Source organism: Flavobacterium sp. LC2016-23 (assembly GCF_009674775.1).
Classification (GTDB): domain Bacteria; phylum Bacteroidota; class Bacteroidia; order Flavobacteriales; family Flavobacteriaceae; genus Flavobacterium.
On record NZ_WKKE01000015.1, the window covers coordinates 33566 to 50429 of the forward strand.

Annotated in this window: 19 protein-coding genes and 1 CRISPR repeat array (1 of these 20 only partly in view); of the genes, 6 read left to right on the plus strand and 13 right to left on the minus strand. The window is 35.1% G+C overall.

Translation table 11 applies throughout. From position 1 onward, the window contains the following. A CRISPR array of direct repeats spans positions 1-2211; the repeat unit is 36 nt; unit sequence GTTGTGGTTTGATTAAAGATTAGAGAACACGATATT (it extends 1245 nt beyond the left edge of the window). A 167-nt stretch (positions 2212-2378) separates the two neighbouring features. Next, entirely contained in the window at positions 2379-2708 is a 330-nt protein-coding gene (gene cas2, locus GJU43_RS13640) for a CRISPR-associated endonuclease Cas2 (RefSeq protein WP_154341309.1), read from the minus strand. Further along, positions 2684-3598 carry a type II CRISPR-associated endonuclease Cas1 gene (cas1, locus tag GJU43_RS13645; protein WP_154341310.1) on the minus strand — a complete coding sequence of 305 codons (915 nt, stop codon included), beginning with the start codon at positions 3596-3598 and terminating at the stop codon, positions 2684-2686. Before cas1 ends, cas2 begins: the two co-directional genes overlap by 25 nt. Before the next feature lie 421 nt (positions 3599-4019). Here cas1 and GJU43_RS13650 point away from each other — a divergent pair, with 421 nt between their 5' ends. The 4 genes from GJU43_RS13650 to GJU43_RS13665 all read left to right on the plus strand — a co-directional run bounded on the left by GJU43_RS13650 (position 4020) and on the right by GJU43_RS13665 (position 7535). Continuing rightward, the gene (locus tag GJU43_RS13650) at positions 4020-4541 is read left to right on the plus strand and encodes a hypothetical protein (RefSeq protein ID WP_154341311.1); all 522 of its coding nucleotides are present in this window, start codon (positions 4020-4022) and stop codon (positions 4539-4541) included. Positions 4542-4666: 125 nt separating this feature from the next. Further along, entirely contained in the window at positions 4667-5059 is a 393-nt protein-coding gene (locus GJU43_RS13655) for a helix-turn-helix domain-containing protein (RefSeq protein ID WP_154341312.1), read from the plus strand. A 227-nt stretch (positions 5060-5286) separates the two neighbouring features. Further along, positions 5287-6342 (plus strand): alpha/beta hydrolase, encoded by a 1056-nt coding sequence (locus GJU43_RS13660; protein WP_154341313.1) that lies wholly within the window; start codon positions 5287-5289, stop codon positions 6340-6342. Positions 6343-6713: 371 nt separating this feature from the next. Next, positions 6714-7535, plus strand: coding sequence for a phospholipase A (locus GJU43_RS13665; RefSeq protein WP_154341429.1), 822 nt, complete (start codon positions 6714-6716; stop codon positions 7533-7535). 74 nt (positions 7536-7609) lie between these two features. On the opposite strand, the gene GJU43_RS13670 is transcribed toward GJU43_RS13665, so the two are convergent. Then, entirely contained in the window at positions 7610-7822 is a 213-nt protein-coding gene (locus GJU43_RS13670; RefSeq protein ID WP_154341314.1) for a hypothetical protein, read from the minus strand. Between the two features lie 27 nt (positions 7823-7849). Beyond that, a complete protein-coding gene (locus GJU43_RS13675; RefSeq protein ID WP_154341315.1) occupies positions 7850-8131 on the minus strand; it encodes a hypothetical protein in 282 nt (93 codons plus the stop codon). Positions 8132-8256: 125 nt separating this feature from the next. Between GJU43_RS13675 and GJU43_RS13680 the strand changes: the two genes are divergently transcribed. Then, entirely contained in the window at positions 8257-8577 is a 321-nt protein-coding gene (locus GJU43_RS13680) for a helix-turn-helix domain-containing protein (RefSeq protein WP_132035157.1), read from the plus strand. Positions 8578-8645: 68 nt separating this feature from the next. Here GJU43_RS13680 and GJU43_RS13685 read toward each other — a convergent pair whose 3' ends face one another. Beyond that, positions 8646-9131, minus strand: a complete 486-nt coding sequence (locus tag GJU43_RS13685; RefSeq protein ID WP_154341316.1) for a hypothetical protein — start codon at positions 9129-9131, stop codon at positions 8646-8648. Then, positions 9128-9808 carry a DUF4386 domain-containing protein gene (locus tag GJU43_RS13690; protein WP_154341317.1) on the minus strand — a complete coding sequence of 227 codons (681 nt, stop codon included), beginning with the start codon at positions 9806-9808 and terminating at the stop codon, positions 9128-9130. The genes GJU43_RS13685 and GJU43_RS13690 overlap by 4 nt, the downstream gene beginning before the upstream one ends. Positions 9809-10140: 332 nt before the next feature. Here GJU43_RS13690 and GJU43_RS13695 point away from each other — a divergent pair, with 332 nt between their 5' ends. Then, entirely contained in the window at positions 10141-10788 is a 648-nt protein-coding gene (locus GJU43_RS13695) for a M15 family metallopeptidase (protein WP_154341318.1), read from the plus strand. Positions 10789-10790: 2 nt separating this feature from the next. Here GJU43_RS13695 and GJU43_RS13700 read toward each other — a convergent pair whose 3' ends face one another. The 7 genes from GJU43_RS13700 to GJU43_RS13730 form a co-directional block, all read right to left on the minus strand. Beyond that, a complete protein-coding gene (locus GJU43_RS13700; RefSeq protein ID WP_154341319.1) occupies positions 10791-11357 on the minus strand; it encodes a hypothetical protein in 567 nt (188 codons plus the stop codon). Between the two features lie 2 nt (positions 11358-11359). After that, positions 11360-12541: a class I SAM-dependent methyltransferase gene (locus tag GJU43_RS13705; protein ID WP_154341320.1), complete on the minus strand. Its 1182-nt coding sequence runs from the start codon at positions 12539-12541 to the stop codon at positions 11360-11362. Between the two features lie 2 nt (positions 12542-12543). Continuing rightward, entirely contained in the window at positions 12544-13635 is a 1092-nt protein-coding gene (locus GJU43_RS13710) for an AI-2E family transporter (RefSeq protein ID WP_154341321.1), read from the minus strand. A gap of 111 nt (positions 13636-13746) precedes the next feature. Next, positions 13747-14706 carry a zinc metalloprotease gene (locus tag GJU43_RS13715; protein WP_154341322.1) on the minus strand — a complete coding sequence of 320 codons (960 nt, stop codon included), beginning with the start codon at positions 14704-14706 and terminating at the stop codon, positions 13747-13749. Between the two features lie 159 nt (positions 14707-14865). Further along, a complete protein-coding gene (locus tag GJU43_RS13720) occupies positions 14866-15360 on the minus strand; it encodes a TrmH family RNA methyltransferase (RefSeq protein WP_370455628.1) in 495 nt (164 codons plus the stop codon). 10 nt (positions 15361-15370) lie between these two features. After that, positions 15371-16009, minus strand: a complete 639-nt coding sequence (locus tag GJU43_RS13725) for a DUF4159 domain-containing protein (protein WP_154341323.1) — start codon at positions 16007-16009, stop codon at positions 15371-15373. 137 nt (positions 16010-16146) lie between these two features. Then, positions 16147-16863, minus strand: coding sequence for a 16S rRNA (uracil(1498)-N(3))-methyltransferase (locus GJU43_RS13730; RefSeq protein WP_154341324.1), 717 nt, complete (start codon positions 16861-16863; stop codon positions 16147-16149). Position 16864 lies beyond the last annotated feature (1 nt).

The following is a 16864-nucleotide window of genomic DNA, read 5'->3' on the forward strand; positions in this document are numbered from 1 at the left end:
CTGGTTGTGGTTTGATTAAAGATTAGAGAACACGATATTCTTAACGTAGTAGTATTGATCGAGGTGCTGTTGTGGTTTGATTAAAGATTAGAGAACACGATATTCGGCTGCTGCTTCAATTGACCCTGCAACTGTTGTGGTTTGATTAAAGATTAGAGAACACGATATTTTCAACTGTTGGGGAAAATATTGATGCTACGTTGTGGTTTGATTAAAGATTAGAGAACACGATATTAAATTCATCTTCTGTAAGTCCGGAAGCATCGTTGTGGTTTGATTAAAGATTAGAGAACACGATATTTAGAGGAAGTGATAGATGGGTTATTGATGGGTTGTGGTTTGATTAAAGATTAGAGAACACGATATTAGCGTATGCTTCAGAAATAACAACTGAGGAGTTGTGGTTTGATTAAAGATTAGAGAACACGATATTTAATTGCATGCGCGCCTGAACTGCTTAAAGGTTGTGGTTTGATTAAAGATTAGAGAACACGATATTCATAAGGGGGTTATCCTTGATGACGAATACGTTGTGGTTTGATTAAAGATTAGAGAACACGATATTAAAAGCCTTAAACCAGGTTACCGAAGCCGCGTTGTGGTTTGATTAAAGATTAGAGAACACGATATTAATGCTCTTTTTCATTTTCAATACCAAAGTGTTGTGGTTTGATTAAAGATTAGAGAACACGATATTGTACAAGCTTTGCAACTGGTTATACTGTAGGTTGTGGTTTGATTAAAGATTAGAGAACACGATATTGCCGGTTAATTGGCTTTATATCCCCTCAAAGTTGTGGTTTGATTAAAGATTAGAGAACACGATATTCACCGCCGAGGCAGTAAACAAGGGGGTTGAGTTGTGGTTTGATTAAAGATTAGAGAACACGATATTATCTACGGTTGGAAATGCAACAAACGTAGCGTTGTGGTTTGATTAAAGATTAGAGAACACGATATTATTTAAAACCAACAATTGATGAGTTGATAGGTTGTGGTTTGATTAAAGATTAGAGAACACGATATTTGATGCACCAGTTGCAGAAACGTTGTTTAAGTTGTGGTTTGATTAAAGATTAGAGAACACGATATTAAAAGTGGACATTATGATACGATTAGATGTGTTGTGGTTTGATTAAAGATTAGAGAACACGATATTTGTTTTTGTTGATATATTAAATCATATTAGTTGTGGTTTGATTAAAGATTAGAGAACACGATATTGAGTTTGACGCAAAAGGCAAACACGTTGCTGTTGTGGTTTGATTAAAGATTAGAGAACACGATATTACAGCAAATTATGTGTATGTTTGATTGCAAGTTGTGGTTTGATTAAAGATTAGAGAACACGATATTTGTTGGACTGAAAGCTTGTACAACGTGTCCGTTGTGGTTTGATTAAAGATTAGAGAACACGATATTATTGACCTTTTGAATCAGGGTGAACAAAGTGTTGTGGTTTGATTAAAGATTAGAGAACACGATATTAGTGCTCCCCACTGTTCAAGGCTAAGCATAGTTGTGGTTTGATTAAAGATTAGAGAACACGATATTAAGTGCCTGATAAATAACCCAAGGTGAATAGTTGTGGTTTGATTAAAGATTAGAGAACACGATATTTTGACCAGACATTAAACCAAAGATCGCAAGTTGTGGTTTGATTAAAGATTAGAGAACACGATATTCCAGTTCTTTGACAGTTTTGTCGACGGATAGTTGTGGTTTGATTAAAGATTAGAGAACACGATATTCTTTTTTTCCGGTAATCGTAGAGATGGTTCGTTGTGGTTTGATTAAAGATTAGAGAACACGATATTAATGTCGAGGGATTAGAAAAGACTGAAAGCGTTGTGGTTTGATTAAAGATTAGAGAACACGATATTACTCTAAGATCGTGGTTTGTTTCCGGTCTGTTGTGGTTTGATTAAAGATTAGAGAACACGATATTTTGGCTGTTTTTTGTAATAAAGTCGTTAAGTTGTGGTTTGATTAAAGATTAGAGAACACGATATTTCTCACTCTGGAGAATGTAAGCGTTACCAAGTTGTGGTTTGATTAAAGATTAGAGAACACGATATTAACTCTTAAAAATACAACAGGCTTAACCCTGTTGTGGTTTGATTAAAGATTAGAGAACACGATATTGGTTAATGCTAAAACACCAAACAACAGAACGTTGTGGTTTGATTAAAGATTAGAGAACACGATATTGGTTGGTTGGTTTCCTTCTGATATATAAGACTTTAGACGTGAATATCGTTCAGGAAAATGCCTCTTTTATGGTTTGATAACCCATAATTGAGGCATTTTTTGCATTGTAGGGGGTCTAGTTAGTTTTGCACGTTTAAATGTTACTATTGATTTGAAATAATGTAGTATCAAAACAATTCTAATTGAGTAGGCTGAGGAGCTGAAGGTACTGCTGCTTTCCCCCAAAAATTTAAAATATTACCAAATTGTTTATCGGTTATTCGAAGTACACTTACCTTACCTAAAGGAGGGAGTAGTTTGTGAATTCTCTTTTCATGTACATCGGCGCTTTCGCTACTGGCGCAATGGCGTACGTAAACAGAATACTGCATCATCGAAAATCCATCTTTCAATAAATTGTTTCTAAATCCAGATGCATTGCGTCTGTCTTTTTTTGTTTCTGTTGGGAGATCAAAAAAAACAAATAACCACATTATTCGATATCCGTTAAGCTCCATAAGGCAGGATATTTAATTTTTTTTCGATTTCCTGTGAAGCATTGTTGAAGAGAACTGGCAGTCTTTTGTAAAGCAATCATTAAAGGACTTTTTTCTTCTCTAAAATAAACCGTCCTGGTTAGTATTTGTAATAATTCAGCCTTAATAACAGTGTTTAATTCTTGTTCATCATAACGCTGCATAATTTCAAAAACTTTTTCATCTACAATCGGACGAAACGGTTCCATGATGTCATCGGCAAGTGCAAAAGCATTGTATTTACTTTTGTGATGGATACCTAATGTATTTAATAAGCCACTTCCGGAAAGGGCTCTTGCTGTTGCAGCCCTTAAAATGGCATAGCCATAATTCAGAAAGTTATTAGGATAGTCACCATATCGTTCCCGTTTGATTCCATTAAATTCTAAATTGGGCTGAGGAAAATGCTTCCAGTATTGCTGTGCCGCAACGCCTTCCATATTAGAGGAATCACCACTTAATACTTTACTGGCCAGAAATACAAAACTATTCTTGGATTCGGTTATTTTTTCGAGTAACTGTCCTTGGTTTTTTATTTTTTCAATTATGGTTTGCTGCCATAATTGTTTTTTTAGTGGAATGGAAGCTTCGATCTGATTTTTAAATATTTCCTGTTGAATATGGTGACTGTTGAGGTTTAGCAGCATTCCGTTAGGAAGATGATTCTTTCCGCAGATAATAATAGAAGTATTGTTATCAACCAGTAAATTCATAGCAGGAATGCTGAGGTAGATTTCATTATGATCGAGAACAAGAAAGCCAATATCTTCAATAGGGATAGAACTTTCTTTCATTTCTGATTTTAGTACCAGCTGGTTGTTTCTTGCGGTTATAGAAAGTTTGTTTTCAATTAAAATCGTTCTCTTTAGCATAATTTAATTATTTTTCTAAAGTTCGTGTTTATAAAAAGTTTGTTTTTATGGTTTTCCGTAATTGATTCATTTTTAATTAGTACCCGAGTTCCCGAAGTATTTTTAAACTACAATAGCTCGTTGAAATCTTTGACTTATTACTTTTCTCAATATCCTTTGGTAATAATTACCCTTACATTTTTTTGCCATAGTTTTTTTATAATGTAATATTTGTACTACATTTGTTCCGGTTTCAAAATCTAAACAAAATTTGATTCTTACGCAATCTATGTGATATTGAAAAAATAAAAACTGCCCTTATCACAAGTTTCGTGATATGCTAAAAAAATAAAATAAGTTTATCACAATTATTGTGATATCAAATAAATAGATATGAAGTTTATCACAGCGATAAAATAGAAAATCAAATAAACGGCAGGTGATGGAAAAAGAAAAAAATATTGGAGAAGTATTAGGTTTACAGCAACAAGATATGGCTATTTTTTTGCTCTTACCGCTAAGTAATTGGGCGATGTATGCAACGGGACAGCGTGGACTGCCAAAAGAGGCTCATGAAAAACTGGCCGAAATGCTTGCTTTTTTAAAAGAACAAGATGAAGATGGTGACGATACTTTTACTGCCGCAAAAGGACCGGGATCCAGGGCAATGAAGTTCTGTGAGGATGAGCTGATCAGGAACCAAAAGAAGCAAAATACTATGGCAACGCAACTCGAAAAGTGTAAGGCAAAATATACATCGGCTCGCAATGGTTTAAAACTTGCCGGTTTTCTAACAGGTAAAATGCAGGAAAAATGGCAGGAGGAGCAATTGCTAATCATTAAAAAACGAACAGAAACCGCAATAGAAAAAAATAACCTGGAACTGCAGGCAGAATATGAATGTAAATTAAGGCTTCTGAAAGAACAGGAAGTATCATTGAAAAGAGAACTGTCAGGCAACTAAAAACAGTTTACAGTTTACAGCTCACAGTTTACATTTTACGACTCACATTTCACAACAGACGTTCTACAACTCACATTTTTTTATGTATCTCTTAATTTTTTATTCATAATTATTATCTTTGAACTATGAGCACAGCAACAAAACCAAATCACATAGGGCGAAAAATAAGCCGTATTCGTGAACTAAAAGACATGAAGCAGGAAGCATTGGCACAGGCTTTAGGAACCAATCAGCAGGCTGTTTCTATTATAGAAAACAGTGAGACGCTTGACGAAGAAAAGTTAATTGAAGTGGCAAAGGCTCTGGGTGTTACTGTAGAAGCAATTAAGAACTTTTCAGATGAAGGCGTGATTAATTATTTTAATAGTTTCAACGATAATAAAGGCAGCATATACGCTGGCGGACAGCACTACTGTACCTTTAATCCTTTAGATAAAGTAATAGAACTTTACGAACGTTTGGTTCAGGCTGAAAAAGATAAAGTAGACTATTTAGAAAAGAATCAAAAGGACAAATAACCTTTACAAAAAATATTACATTCGTAAAGAGACTTCCAAAAGAAGTCTCTTTTTTATTTTACGCTTTTGCAAGTGCTTTTAAAGCGGGAAGAACAAAGTTTTGTTTAGGGCATATTATTTTTATTTAAGTCGGGAATAATCACAATAAAAAGTTAAAAAAAAAGAGAAAAGCGATTAAACCTTTTTAAGCAAAAACAGTCTTATAGCATAATCTTAAAACATGAAATATGAAACCACCATTTCTACTTTTTCTTTTGTCTTTCGTTTTGTTAATTTCCTGTTCCAAAAGTGATTCGGATGAATCCGGTCAGGAAGCAGTCTATATAGATGATGATTTAGCAGGACCCATTTCCAGACCACAAACAGGCTATGGCGCTGACGGAACTTATGCTGTGGCAAAAATTAGTTTTCCAAGTCCTTTATACAGCGGAAAAAATGTAGAAATATTTTATCCAAAAGGAATTACCGCTCCTAAACCAACAATCTTTTACTCGCATCCGTACGGGGGTGAAGAAAGTGCGTACAATATTGGGCTTTATGAATTTATTGCTAAAAAAGGATATGTAGTGGTTTTTGCCCCTTATCCGACAACAGGAGTAACAGTCGACGAAAGATATGATACTTTATGGCAGAGTTTTAAGAAAGCAGTTACGGATTATCCGACTATAATTGATACTAAAAAAGTGGGTTTCATGGGACATTCTTTTGGGGGAGGAGCTTCTTTTGCCCTGGCACACAAAGGATTTATCGATGAAGGCTGGGGAGAAAACGGGCGTTTTATTTTTGCGATGGCACAATGGTATTCGTACCAGATTTCACAAGCTGAATTACAAAGTTTTCCGGCAAATACAAAACTAATCACCCAGGTATATGATGATGATGTGACTAATGATCACAGACTGGCCATTGATATTTTTAAAAATATTAATATTTCAAATACTGAAAAAGATTTCATTTTAATAAAAAAATCAGTTTTGCCAACTTTCACGTATACAGCCGAACATGATTTGCCCAACACGCAAAGTTCCTATGATGCTTATGATTATTATGGTATTTACAGATTACTGGACGCCATGATAGATTATAGTTTTAATGGAAATGCAGCCGGCAAAAATGTTGCTCTTGGAAATGGTTCAGCAGAACAGGTAACGATGCCGTCTTATAAAGGAAAGGCATTAACGCCATTAGAAGTCACAGATAACCCTGTGCCGCTGTATCCGCAAACCAAATATACTTTTAAATGTGGAGCATCAAATAATCCGAGAATTGCAAATTGCAATTAATTTGTAATTCCACTGGCCGTTTTTTAATAGCCAGTGGAAATTGCATACTGCCTCAAAAAAATATTTAGGCCTTGCAGACACCGTCTGTAAAAGTATAGATGCGCATCAGGAGCTGTTGTTGGAGAGGTTCTTTTCTCTTGTTGAGGAACCACTTTAAAAGCTGACGGTTAAAGGAAAACCAATGGAATTTTCTTCTGCTATTGCCATTATTGCACCTGACGCAATATTCACAATGCCGGATTAGTTTTAATTAATACACAAAAGCACTATGTTTTTGGGTTAAATCTTGTATTTATTGAGTTAACAGGGTTCGTTGAAATAGGGTACATTGGTACTAAAAATTAAAATAACGCCAATTTATGCCCAAAAGAATGTATTTGAAATACCTATTAATTTGCTTCTCTTTATTTTCAATCACTGTAAATTCACAACTATTAGAACCTAAAAAAAATTTCCGGGCTGCCGATTCGCTATTAAAAGAACCTAGTTTTTCTGTTCACAAAGACAATTATTTTTTGACGGGAGTACCTGTCAATACGGATATTACCCGCGACAATGCCGACGTAAAATACCAGGTCAGTTTTAAGTTGCGATTGAATTCAAAACCTTTATGGGGCGGTTTTTTTCCCTATCTGATGTACACCCAAAAAGCCTTTTGGGATATTTACGCCAGCTCAAAACCCTTTTCAGAAATTAATTTTAATCCCGGAGTAGCCCTGGTCCGCCCCTTTTATTTAAAAGGCGGAAGGCTTACCTATGGATCTGTAGCATTTGAACACGAATCAAACGGCAGGGATTCCATTTATTCCAGAACCTGGAACATGCTTGCCTTTTCACTGAAATCGCAAATTTCGCCACGATGGATTGTCGGACTAAGAGGATGGATTCCGATTGTTGATAAGGAAGATAATCCCGGACTTACCAAATATGTGGGTTATGGCGAAGCGAGTGCCACTTATCAGATACAGCCTGGGCGCTGGAGTGCCGATATTCTTTTCAGAAAAGGGAGTGGTCTTATCAATTACGGATCCTTACAGACACAGGTAAACTGGAGGCCTTATAAAAGCGAGAATTATTATCTCACGTTGCAGTGGTTTGTGGGCTACACAGAAAGTTTAATAGATTATCAGGAACATAAAAGCATGGTACGTCTGGGATTTACGATTAAACCTGAAAATATGGGAATTTTTTAAGCTGCTTTAATTTTCAGCACATGATTTATAAAAAACCACTCAAAATTTTGAGTGGTTTTTTATTTCTCCTCCCGTTACAGCTCATTAAGTTTACTAAAGCATTCGTTATGAAACCTGATTCCTTCACTATACTGTTCCGGTGACATTCCATATAGTGGTTTTTTACTATCAATGGAAATCCCCTTCGCAATGAAGTATTCGGCACTGTTTTTCACTAAAGATAACTCTAATTGGTTTAATTCTGTTTTTACAGGAGAATTCGAGGTTTCTAAATTTTGGGTTGGCATATTCGGTTATTTAGTTAGCGCAAACGCTCAGTCATCTTTTTGTGAGGTCAGAAGTTTTATTTTTTCAACAGCTATTTTATTTTCGTTGGCTACCTCGACTAACGCAAGCAGAATATCGTTCCTGAAAATTATTTTATTTCTTACATTTCTAATAATGGTTTTGGTTGGCGGTTTCTGTCCATTTCGGGTTAAATACCGAATAGTGGGTTCAACATAGGTATACGGCAAATGCTCATCTATGAAATTATAGGCTTGTTCATTGTGCGAATACATTTCATCATCCTTATTATTTTTTACTAATTTTGACATATATTTGATATTTATTACTTAATCTTGCATTAGAATGTAAATGTAAGAAAAATAATATACAAAACATACGTTTTCTTAAAAAAAATGTACGAATTGTTTTATTTAATACTAAATAGGTAGAAAAGATGTATAATGAAAAATTGGCAAGATTCTTTAAAGCGAAAGGTCTTAAGCAAAAAGAGGTAGGATTGATTATGGGTTTTAGTGAAGCTATGGTTGGAAGATATCTAAACAGAACTGCTAAGATGAGCCCTGAATTTTTAATGAGTTTAAGCAGGAATTTTCCGGAAGTAGATCTGAATGATCTTTTTGCTAGTGAAAATGAAGATCCTAATGCAATTCATGAACCGAAGGAAAAATATCAGACTACGGTTCTGACGGATATAGGAGAAATTGAAGTACGACTTAAAATGATAAAAGAAAAACTATCCAAAAAGAAAGACTAAAAATAAAAAATCCTGCTGACATTTTGTTTTGCAGGTTTTTTTATTAAAAATTATATTGGAGGATTCGCTTATGTTGATTTTTTAATTGTGTATAGTAGTTTTTTATTATGATGATCAACTGTGATAAGCGGATATTCACTTTCTCCTTCACCCGTAAGAATGATTTCCTTTTTTAGAATTTGACTCATAGTAGTCATGAATTGAATAATGGCTTCTAAGTCACTATTTGAGTTTATTTCGTTGGGATCAATATCAAATTCTATTTCTTCATCAGAAAAAAAATGAAGGTTTATCATGATCTTATCGATGAAAATGGATGCTGATTTTGTTTCCATCCCTGCAGTTTGATCACTAAAATATTGAAGAACGTACTCTTTGTCTATTTTATTTATAATTTTATTCTCGTCATAACTACCAAATTTTACAACATAATTTTGATTGAGATGATCTATTAAAACAATCCAGTCTTCAATTCTTATATTTTTAATATAAATATCTCTTAATGAGCCTTCAGGTTCAAAAATCCAACGAACGTCGCTCCAGTTTAAATTCATTTCTTAGTTTTTACTCCTTTTATCAATAACCATCCCACCATGGCAAATTCAGCGGTTGCAGAGGTTAGTCCGACTAAGATACCGGTTTTGGAATGATATTCGGGAAATAAAATAAAAGTGGCGGTATCAATCAGATAAGACACACCACCAAGGATTAAAAGTATTCCCAGGATTTTTGGGATAAAATTAGACCGATATGCTAATTGTCCAAATGGAATAAGCCACAGTCCCCAGAAAATGCCAATAATAACGTTTCCGTTTCCATACATTTTCAGGCTTAACATAGCCAGTGCATTTTGCTGAGTAGAAGTAAAACCGTTCATGAAATTCTCTTTCAGGATGAGCAGGATGTAATATTCATTAAAAATAATAAAGAATGCAATTGGCACACCGACAATGACTAAAGCGACCAGAGTACGGGCTAAATGGGCATTGACATTTTTAAATAAATTGTATAATGTTAAAGCCAGAAATACAAATACGGTCTGACAAACTAAATTGCTTAAGATCCCAAACCGAAACAATAATTCGTGGTCCAGAATATTTTTTGCGGTCAGATTAATATCATCGCTCACAAATAATTGTGTCGGAACATACATAATTCCAAAGGCACCGGTAATTGCAATGATTAAATACAATATACCTGCGATTCTTGCTGTCTTCTTTTCTGAACTCATAGTTGCTGTAAATTATTAATTGTAAGACGGTTATCGGCTGTTTTTGTTACAGTTAAATTTAGTGCCGGATGATTTTACCGAAATTGGTACTAAAAATAAAACCGCTGTTCCAGCCCCGATAGCAGCGGCATCCTTTTGCTTTTTTCTTTAAAAAGTAAAAGATACAGCGGATAGCGGGACTACAGGTCTTCTGAAAATGAATTTTTTGCTGCAATACAATAATAATCCGCAACGCCCTTTTTGTTTTACTATTTGCGTTTCAATTCACTTTCGATTAATTTCATTAAATTCGTAACTACTTTTTTGATTACTTACTTTACAAGAGAAATTTCATGAATTCAGATATAAAAAAAATATTTTTTGCCGGCATTTTTTTAGTGGCTTTTGCCGCAAATGCCCAAAATGAAACATATACTCGTGATTCTGTGGTTGCCGATACCACTTTTGTCAACCTGAAAGACTACAGTACTGATTTTGTCTACGATATGAAGTACGCTACAGCAGATAATTTTCTGAAAGCGAAAGTTTATGATTGTGCCGAATGTATGCTGCGCTATAAAACGGTTAAAGCATTGATAGCTGCTAACAGGGAATTTATGAAAAATGGCTGCAAAATAAAGCTTTTTGATTGTTACAGGCCTTTGTCTATTCAGGAGAAAATGTGGGAGATTGTTCCGAATCCGGAGTATGTGGCAGATCCTAAAAAAGGCTCCATCCATAATAGAGGAGGAGCCGTAGATATTTCGTTGGTAAATGCTGAAGGAACAGAACTGGAAATGGGAACCACTTTTGATTTTTTCGGGGTTGAGGCCAGCCATAATTTTAAAAAACTTCCGGTACCGGTAAGGGCCAACCGAAAATACCTTAAAAGTGTAATGCTGCAAAATGGCTTTAATTCCTTTGATTCGGAATGGTGGCATTATAATCTAAAAACAGGTCTCAAAGATCCTGTTTCGAATCAAAAATGGAAATGCGAGTAAAATTATTCAACGCATCTTATGTTTTCCATGAAATACGTATTCGGATGCGATACTTTACCGTTTAGCTCAGAGGTCAATTCCCTTTTTACAATATAATCTTCTGTATCTGTGAGGTACTTAATTCGCATAATCGAGATGGGAGATTTTTTAAGCTCTTCGTAATTGTCTTTCATAAACATAAAAATCCCTGTATTGACACGGTTGCTAAAACCTTTTTCATCCTGAATAAGCGTACCGCAGGTTTCCTGGTTGATGTGCATTAGCGTCACTATTTTTCCATTTTCCAGCTGAAGGAATATTTTTGAATTTTTGTCAAAACAATTTGCTTTTATAAAATCTTTGCTTTTCTGGATGAGCTGTAAATTTAGGGTAGGTAAGCCGTCTGTCTGTGCCAGTGAAAAGAAAACATAACTGAAGCTGCCTCCAAAATACTTTTCGCTCATCAGGTATTCATTTGTTATTTTATAAGTACCAATAGAGTCGTTTACGTTTACACTATATTCACATGGTTTTTGGGCAAATGCAGTCAGGGTTAAAAGAAAAAAAGTTAAAGTAATTAGTGGTTTCATTTTTAAGTTATTTTTCTGCAAATTAAAACTATTTTGTGATCATTTTTATCAGTTGTGAAAAAACAATAAACATTTCCTCCATTTTTTATTTTCCATTTTTTTCGAATATTCTCTACCGTGTCCGGAAAATTTCTTGTGGTAACATTGGCCTGTTGGTTTTGAAGTTCCGTTTTCATCTCATTTTTACTGTACGAAATACATTTTTCGATTTCAAAAACTCTTCCCGGAAAATCGATTAATTCGTCTGAAGTATATAAATGGGAGTGTTTATGAAGCTTATTGATTTGGAAAGCAACACTAACTTCATCAAATCCGCCTGATTTCATAATAGCTGAATTGGGCTCGTACAGGTATTTTTGCGGTACATGATACGATGGAAAATTCGAATTGTCTCCTAATATGAATTCGAAGGTTTCGGTTTTGTCTTTTAAGATATTGGCCGTTTTGATGGCTATTGTCCCTGAATACTGATTGTGAATTTCGAAAAGTAATTCTTTGACCTCATTTTCAAGCGCAATGATATGAATATTTTTTACGTGTTTTAATTCCGAAAGACCTGCTGAAATATCCAGTAACGGGGCGGTTTTTATTAAGACAGCATCCGTTTTTTCAAAGTAAAAATCTAATAATTCAGGTACATTCGGCAGGCAGTCCCTGAGCATGAAAACTTTGCCTTTTGCATCATTTCTTCTGGAAGGGTCAATATAAATCCAGTCCCATTTTTGGCTGGAATCGTTTAGAACAGTAGTAGAATCAGCCGCATGAAAAGTACAGTTTTCTACTTTTAGCTGTTCAAAATTATGTTGTACGATTGCCGATAAATCTTCATTGATTTCACAATGGGTTATATTGTTGAAGTTTTTTGAAAAGTAATAATCGTCAACCCCGAAACCGCCTGTAAGATCGATTAAGGTCTCTCCGGAAATTAACGAAGCTTTGTAAGCTGCTGTTCTTTCGGAAGAAGTTTGTTCAACAGAAATTTTGCCGGGATACATAATATTTTCTGTTGAAAACCAGGTTGGCAGTTTGTCTTTCGCTTTTGCTTTGGCTTCAATCTGATTCAAAATTAAAATCCAGTCAATTTCCGGAAACGGATTTTTCTGAAGGGCTAATTTTGAAATCGAAGCACCACTATTTTCAGTTATAAATTCCTGAATAGGTTTGCTTAAAATTGAAGTGTTCAAGGCTAAATTCTTTCGGTTAATACGGAGACAATTTTGTTGTCAGGAAAAAATTCTTTTAAAATTACTTTTATCATAGTAAAAACCGGAATAGCGATGATCATTCCGACAATTCCAAAAGTGATTCCGCTGATTAGGGTAATAAGAAATATTTCTAACGGGTGCGAATTTACACTTTTTGATGAAATTATGGGCTGACTAACATTATTATCAATAGCCTGAACCAGTAAAAAGCCGATAATTACATAGATGGTTTTGGGAAGGATTTCACTTTGAAAATCACTTCCGATCATACTAATCATAGTTAAGATTCCCGCCAGTACCGTTCCGATAATAGGTCCGATGTACGGAATAATATTTAAGATCGCACATAAAAACGCAATGACAAAAGCATTTTTATTTCCGAAGATGATCAGAACGATTAAATATAAAATAAATACAACGGTCAGTTGCAGTAGCAAACCAATAAAATAGCGGGTCAGAAAATGATTTATTTTGGCAATCGAGTTCAGGATTTTGTCCTCATTAGTGTCCGGAAGAATTCGTCTTGCCGATGCTTTAAAGGCATCCTGATCCTTCACAAAGAAAAAGGTAATAAAAAATACAGAAACAAGTCCCATTCCCATATCAGCCATAAAGCCTAAAATAGAATTAATGAAGGAGGTAAAATAGCTAAAATCAAGCATCGAAGTTACTTTAGAGCTTTTAAGCATTTTATTTAAATCGACGTGAGGAATATTGAAATACGCTTCGATACTGCGTTCTGTTTCCGTAAATTGCTGCTGTAAATTATGGGTATCCAATAAAGATAAATTATTGGCCTGGGAGATAATCAGCGGAACAAATAAGAAGATAAAACCAACCATTAATAAAATGAACAGAATGAGTGTCGTTGTAGCTGCCAATGAATTACCAAATTTCAATTTATTTTTTAAAAATTGTACCAGCGGATTGGCTATAAGACACAGTAAAAGCGAAATGCATAAATAGACAATTACAGTTTGTATGGTGTATACGAAATACAAAACAATCCCGATAATCAGGATCGTTGCCAAAGCTCTTAAAATTCCGTTAGCTATAATTTTAGATGTAATCATATTAGGTTTTTAGAGTAAATATAGGAAAAAGCTTTTGAATTTACTGGTGAATACAAAAAAAGCGGGATGAAATAACATCCCGCTTTTAATCATACTATTTATTTTTTTGGATTAGATTCCAAAAGAAGCTCTAGGACCTCCTGTAACGAAGATCGCGGCCATTCTGTTTTTTTGTCCGGTAGAGAACATGTACATAGCATTATCATCAACATAGTCCATGTAGTTCATTGTCATTTCTACAGGAGTTCCTGAACAAGTACTGTAATGTGGGTAAGCTGGCACACCATAATTAGCAGTATTGTGTGTTGGAGTATCAGATACTAAATCGCTTCCACAAGTGGCATCTCCCCAAATGTGACGTAAGTTCATCCAGTGACCTACTTCGTGAGTAGCAGTTCTTCCTAAGTTATAAGGTGCATTTGCAGAACCGGATAAACCGAAATATTTAGGATCAATTACAACGCCGTCTGTAGAAGAAGCTCCTCCAGGAAATTGTGCATAACCAAGAATTCCTCCACCAATAGTACAAGACCATAAGTTAAGCTTTGTTGTTGGAGAAGTTGGGGCTAAACCACCCTGAGCTGTTTTTTTCATAGCATCATTGGTTCCCCAGGAAGTTTTTGTAGTAGATTTTCTGATAATCTGATCTAATACAAATGTGATTCCTACATTAGCTTTCACACCTGCAAATAGCGCTGGTACACTATTGTAGTCTGAATTTAATGCATTGAAATCTTTGTTTAACACATCAATTTGAGATTGAATTTGTGTAGCTGAAATGTTTTCTGCGGTAGTTCTGTAAAGAACGTTTACAACAACAGGAATTTCGATTTTGCCATTTACCAAACGGCCTGAGAATCCTTTAATCAATTGCTCTGAAGTAAAGGCCTCGATTTGATTCATTCTGATGGCCAAAGTAGGATCGGCTTTCAATTGTGCTTCCAACACTTCCTGTGTAGCACAAGCACGACGCGCGATAGCATTTGTTTCTGATTTCAGACCTTCAGACTGATCATTTTGACAAGAAAACAGCAAAAGTGCTGTAATTGCAGATAAAAAAACTTTTTTCATAATAATAGGGGTTTTTTGTTATAATATTGTTGATTAGTTAAACAATATCGCAATTTTATAACAAAAAATCTTTGTAACAAAACTTTTACAAGAAATTATTTGTGAGAATTTTACAATCCCTTGTATAGTCTAGTTCTTACAAAAAAAGAAGATGTTTTTTTAAGAAGTAATTTCGTACAAAGCGATACTTGCAGCCTGTACAACGTTCATACTACTGTTGTTACCGAACATATTTATGTGTACAATCTGGTTCGAAATTTTTAACAGTTCGTCAGATATTCCATTAACCTCACTTCCGATCAAAAGTGCTATTTTTTTGTTATGCGGAAGTATGATTTCTTTGAGAGGTTTGCTGTTGCTGGCAATTTCCAGAGCAATAATTTCGAAGTTGTTTTCGATTAGGTATGTAATGAGATCCGCTGTTTCTTCAATAGTGGAATGCGGTACATGAAGGTGCGTACTTCTTGAAGTTTTATTTATTTTTCGGGGTGTCAGCGGGATGTCTTTGCCTAAAAAGATAATATTTTCCACACCAAACGCTTCACCGATTCTAAAAAGGGAACCAATGTTTTGCTGAAAATAAATATGATCGCAAACCAGCGTTACGGGAAACGTTTTTCTTTCAAATTGATTTTCTGCGTGAGTAAGCTGCACCTGTTGATTATTAGTTGGTAAAAATATAATTGATAATGTTAGCACCCATTTTAAGGGCTTTGTCCCTCACGGCAGGAGGATCGTTATGTACTTCCGGATCTTCCCATCCGTCGCCCAAATCACATTCGTAGGTGTACAGCAGCACGAGTTTGTTTTCGATGAAAATTCCAAAAGCCTGTGCGCGCGTACCGTCATGCTCATGAATTTTCGGCAATCCATTCGGAAAAGGAAAGGGTTTCTGAAAAATAGCGTGATTGGCGGGAATTTCAACCAGATTGTTATTGGGAAATATTTTTTTGATTTCTTTTCGGATGTACTGATCCATTCCGTAATTGTCATCGATATGCAAAAAGCCTCCCCCGGTTAAATAATTCCGAAGATTACTGATATCACTGTCGCTAAAAACCACATTTCCGTGTCCTGTCATATGCACAAAAGGATACGAAAGCAAATCCGGATTACCGGGTTCGACAGTTGAAGGTTTTGCTTTTATTCGGGTATTGATATTGGCATTACAAAATTGAATTAAATTGGGCAAAGAAGTCGGATTCGAGTACCAATCGCCGCCACCGCTATATTTCAATAAAGCAATTTCCTGCGAAAAAGAGGAAACGGAAACGAGAAATAATAAGTAAAATATTTTTTTCATGTATTAAAATTATCGGGTAATTTGCTTTTTATATGCGGTATGTTCTGTCATTTCGACGAAGGAGAAATCACATAATGGATTAACAGTGCGTGCTCTCTGGATGTGATTTCTCCTTCGTCGAAATGACAAAAATGGGATCAATTATTAGAAGTTTCATTAAAAAAAACAACACTGTGACAAGCAACTAATGCAGCTGTTTCCGTTCGCAAACGCGTATTTCCCAAAGCAACAGGTTTGAAATTATTTTCTAAAGCCAGTGCAATTTCTTTTTCCGAAAAATCACCTTCAGGGCCAATTAATATCGTCACATTTTCATTAGGTTTCAAAACTTCTTTGAGCGATTTTTTATCTGTTTCTTCACAATGTGCAATCAATTGTAGGCCTTCATTTTTTTGTTTAATGAATTCTTTAAACGAAACTGCCGGGTTTAATTTCGGTAAAAACGTTTCATTGGATTGTTTCATTGCCGAAAGAATGATTTTCTCAAACCGTTCCGGATTGATGTTTTTTCGCTCCGAACGATCACAAAAAACAGGTGTAATTTCCTGAACCCCGATTTCAGTCGCTTTTTCTAAAAACCATTCGTAACGATCATTCATTTTGGTGGGCGCAACGGCCAGATGCAGCTTAAATTTTGGCTGATCGGCTTTGGTTACGGAAAGTACCTGTACAGTACATTTATTGTCGGAAGCCAGGGTTATTTCGGTTTCAAATAAAAATCCCAGGCCATTGGTAACGTGTAATATATCCGAATCTTTTTTTCGTAAAACCTTTATGATATGTCGGCTTTCTTCTTTGTCAAAAGAAAAGCTTTCGGTGGTTTCGTCTATATTCGGGTTGTAAAATAATTGCATA

What these genes read in the sequence shown, in the direction of transcription:
- GJU43_RS13725 (WP_154341323.1), bottom strand. Translation starts at nt 16,009, where the DNA reads ATGAAAAAAATATTTTACTTATTATTTCTCGTTTCCGTTTCCTCTTTT.
- GJU43_RS13710 (WP_154341321.1), bottom strand. Translation starts at nt 13,635, where the DNA reads ATGATTACATCTAAAATTATAGCTAACGGAATTTTAAGAGCTTTGGCA.
- GJU43_RS13655 (WP_154341312.1), top strand. Translation starts at nt 4,667, where the DNA reads ATGAGCACAGCAACAAAACCAAATCACATAGGGCGAAAAATAAGCCGT.
- cas2 (WP_154341309.1), bottom strand. Translation starts at nt 2,708, where the DNA reads ATGGAGCTTAACGGATATCGAATAATGTGGTTATTTGTTTTTTTTGAT.
- GJU43_RS13675 (WP_154341315.1), bottom strand. Translation starts at nt 8,131, where the DNA reads ATGTCAAAATTAGTAAAAAATAATAAGGATGATGAAATGTATTCGCAC.
- GJU43_RS13685 (WP_154341316.1), bottom strand. Translation starts at nt 9,131, where the DNA reads ATGAATTTAAACTGGAGCGACGTTCGTTGGATTTTTGAACCTGAAGGC.
- cas1 (WP_154341310.1), bottom strand. Translation starts at nt 3,598, where the DNA reads ATGCTAAAGAGAACGATTTTAATTGAAAACAAACTTTCTATAACCGCA.
- GJU43_RS13730 (WP_154341324.1), bottom strand. Translation starts at nt 16,863, where the DNA reads ATGCAATTATTTTACAACCCGAATATAGACGAAACCACCGAAAGCTTT.
- GJU43_RS13670 (WP_154341314.1), bottom strand. Translation starts at nt 7,822, where the DNA reads ATGCCAACCCAAAATTTAGAAACCTCGAATTCTCCTGTAAAAACAGAA.
- GJU43_RS13690 (WP_154341317.1), bottom strand. Translation starts at nt 9,808, where the DNA reads ATGAGTTCAGAAAAGAAGACAGCAAGAATCGCAGGTATATTGTATTTA.
- GJU43_RS13715 (WP_154341322.1), bottom strand. Translation starts at nt 14,706, where the DNA reads ATGAAAAAAGTTTTTTTATCTGCAATTACAGCACTTTTGCTGTTTTCT.
- GJU43_RS13650 (WP_154341311.1), top strand. Translation starts at nt 4,020, where the DNA reads ATGGAAAAAGAAAAAAATATTGGAGAAGTATTAGGTTTACAGCAACAA.
- GJU43_RS13680 (WP_132035157.1), top strand. Translation starts at nt 8,257, where the DNA reads ATGTATAATGAAAAATTGGCAAGATTCTTTAAAGCGAAAGGTCTTAAG.
- GJU43_RS13665 (WP_154341429.1), top strand. Translation starts at nt 6,714, where the DNA reads ATGTATTTGAAATACCTATTAATTTGCTTCTCTTTATTTTCAATCACT.
- GJU43_RS13700 (WP_154341319.1), bottom strand. Translation starts at nt 11,357, where the DNA reads ATGAAACCACTAATTACTTTAACTTTTTTTCTTTTAACCCTGACTGCA.
- GJU43_RS13695 (WP_154341318.1), top strand. Translation starts at nt 10,141, where the DNA reads ATGAATTCAGATATAAAAAAAATATTTTTTGCCGGCATTTTTTTAGTG.
- GJU43_RS13660 (WP_154341313.1), top strand. Translation starts at nt 5,287, where the DNA reads ATGAAACCACCATTTCTACTTTTTCTTTTGTCTTTCGTTTTGTTAATT.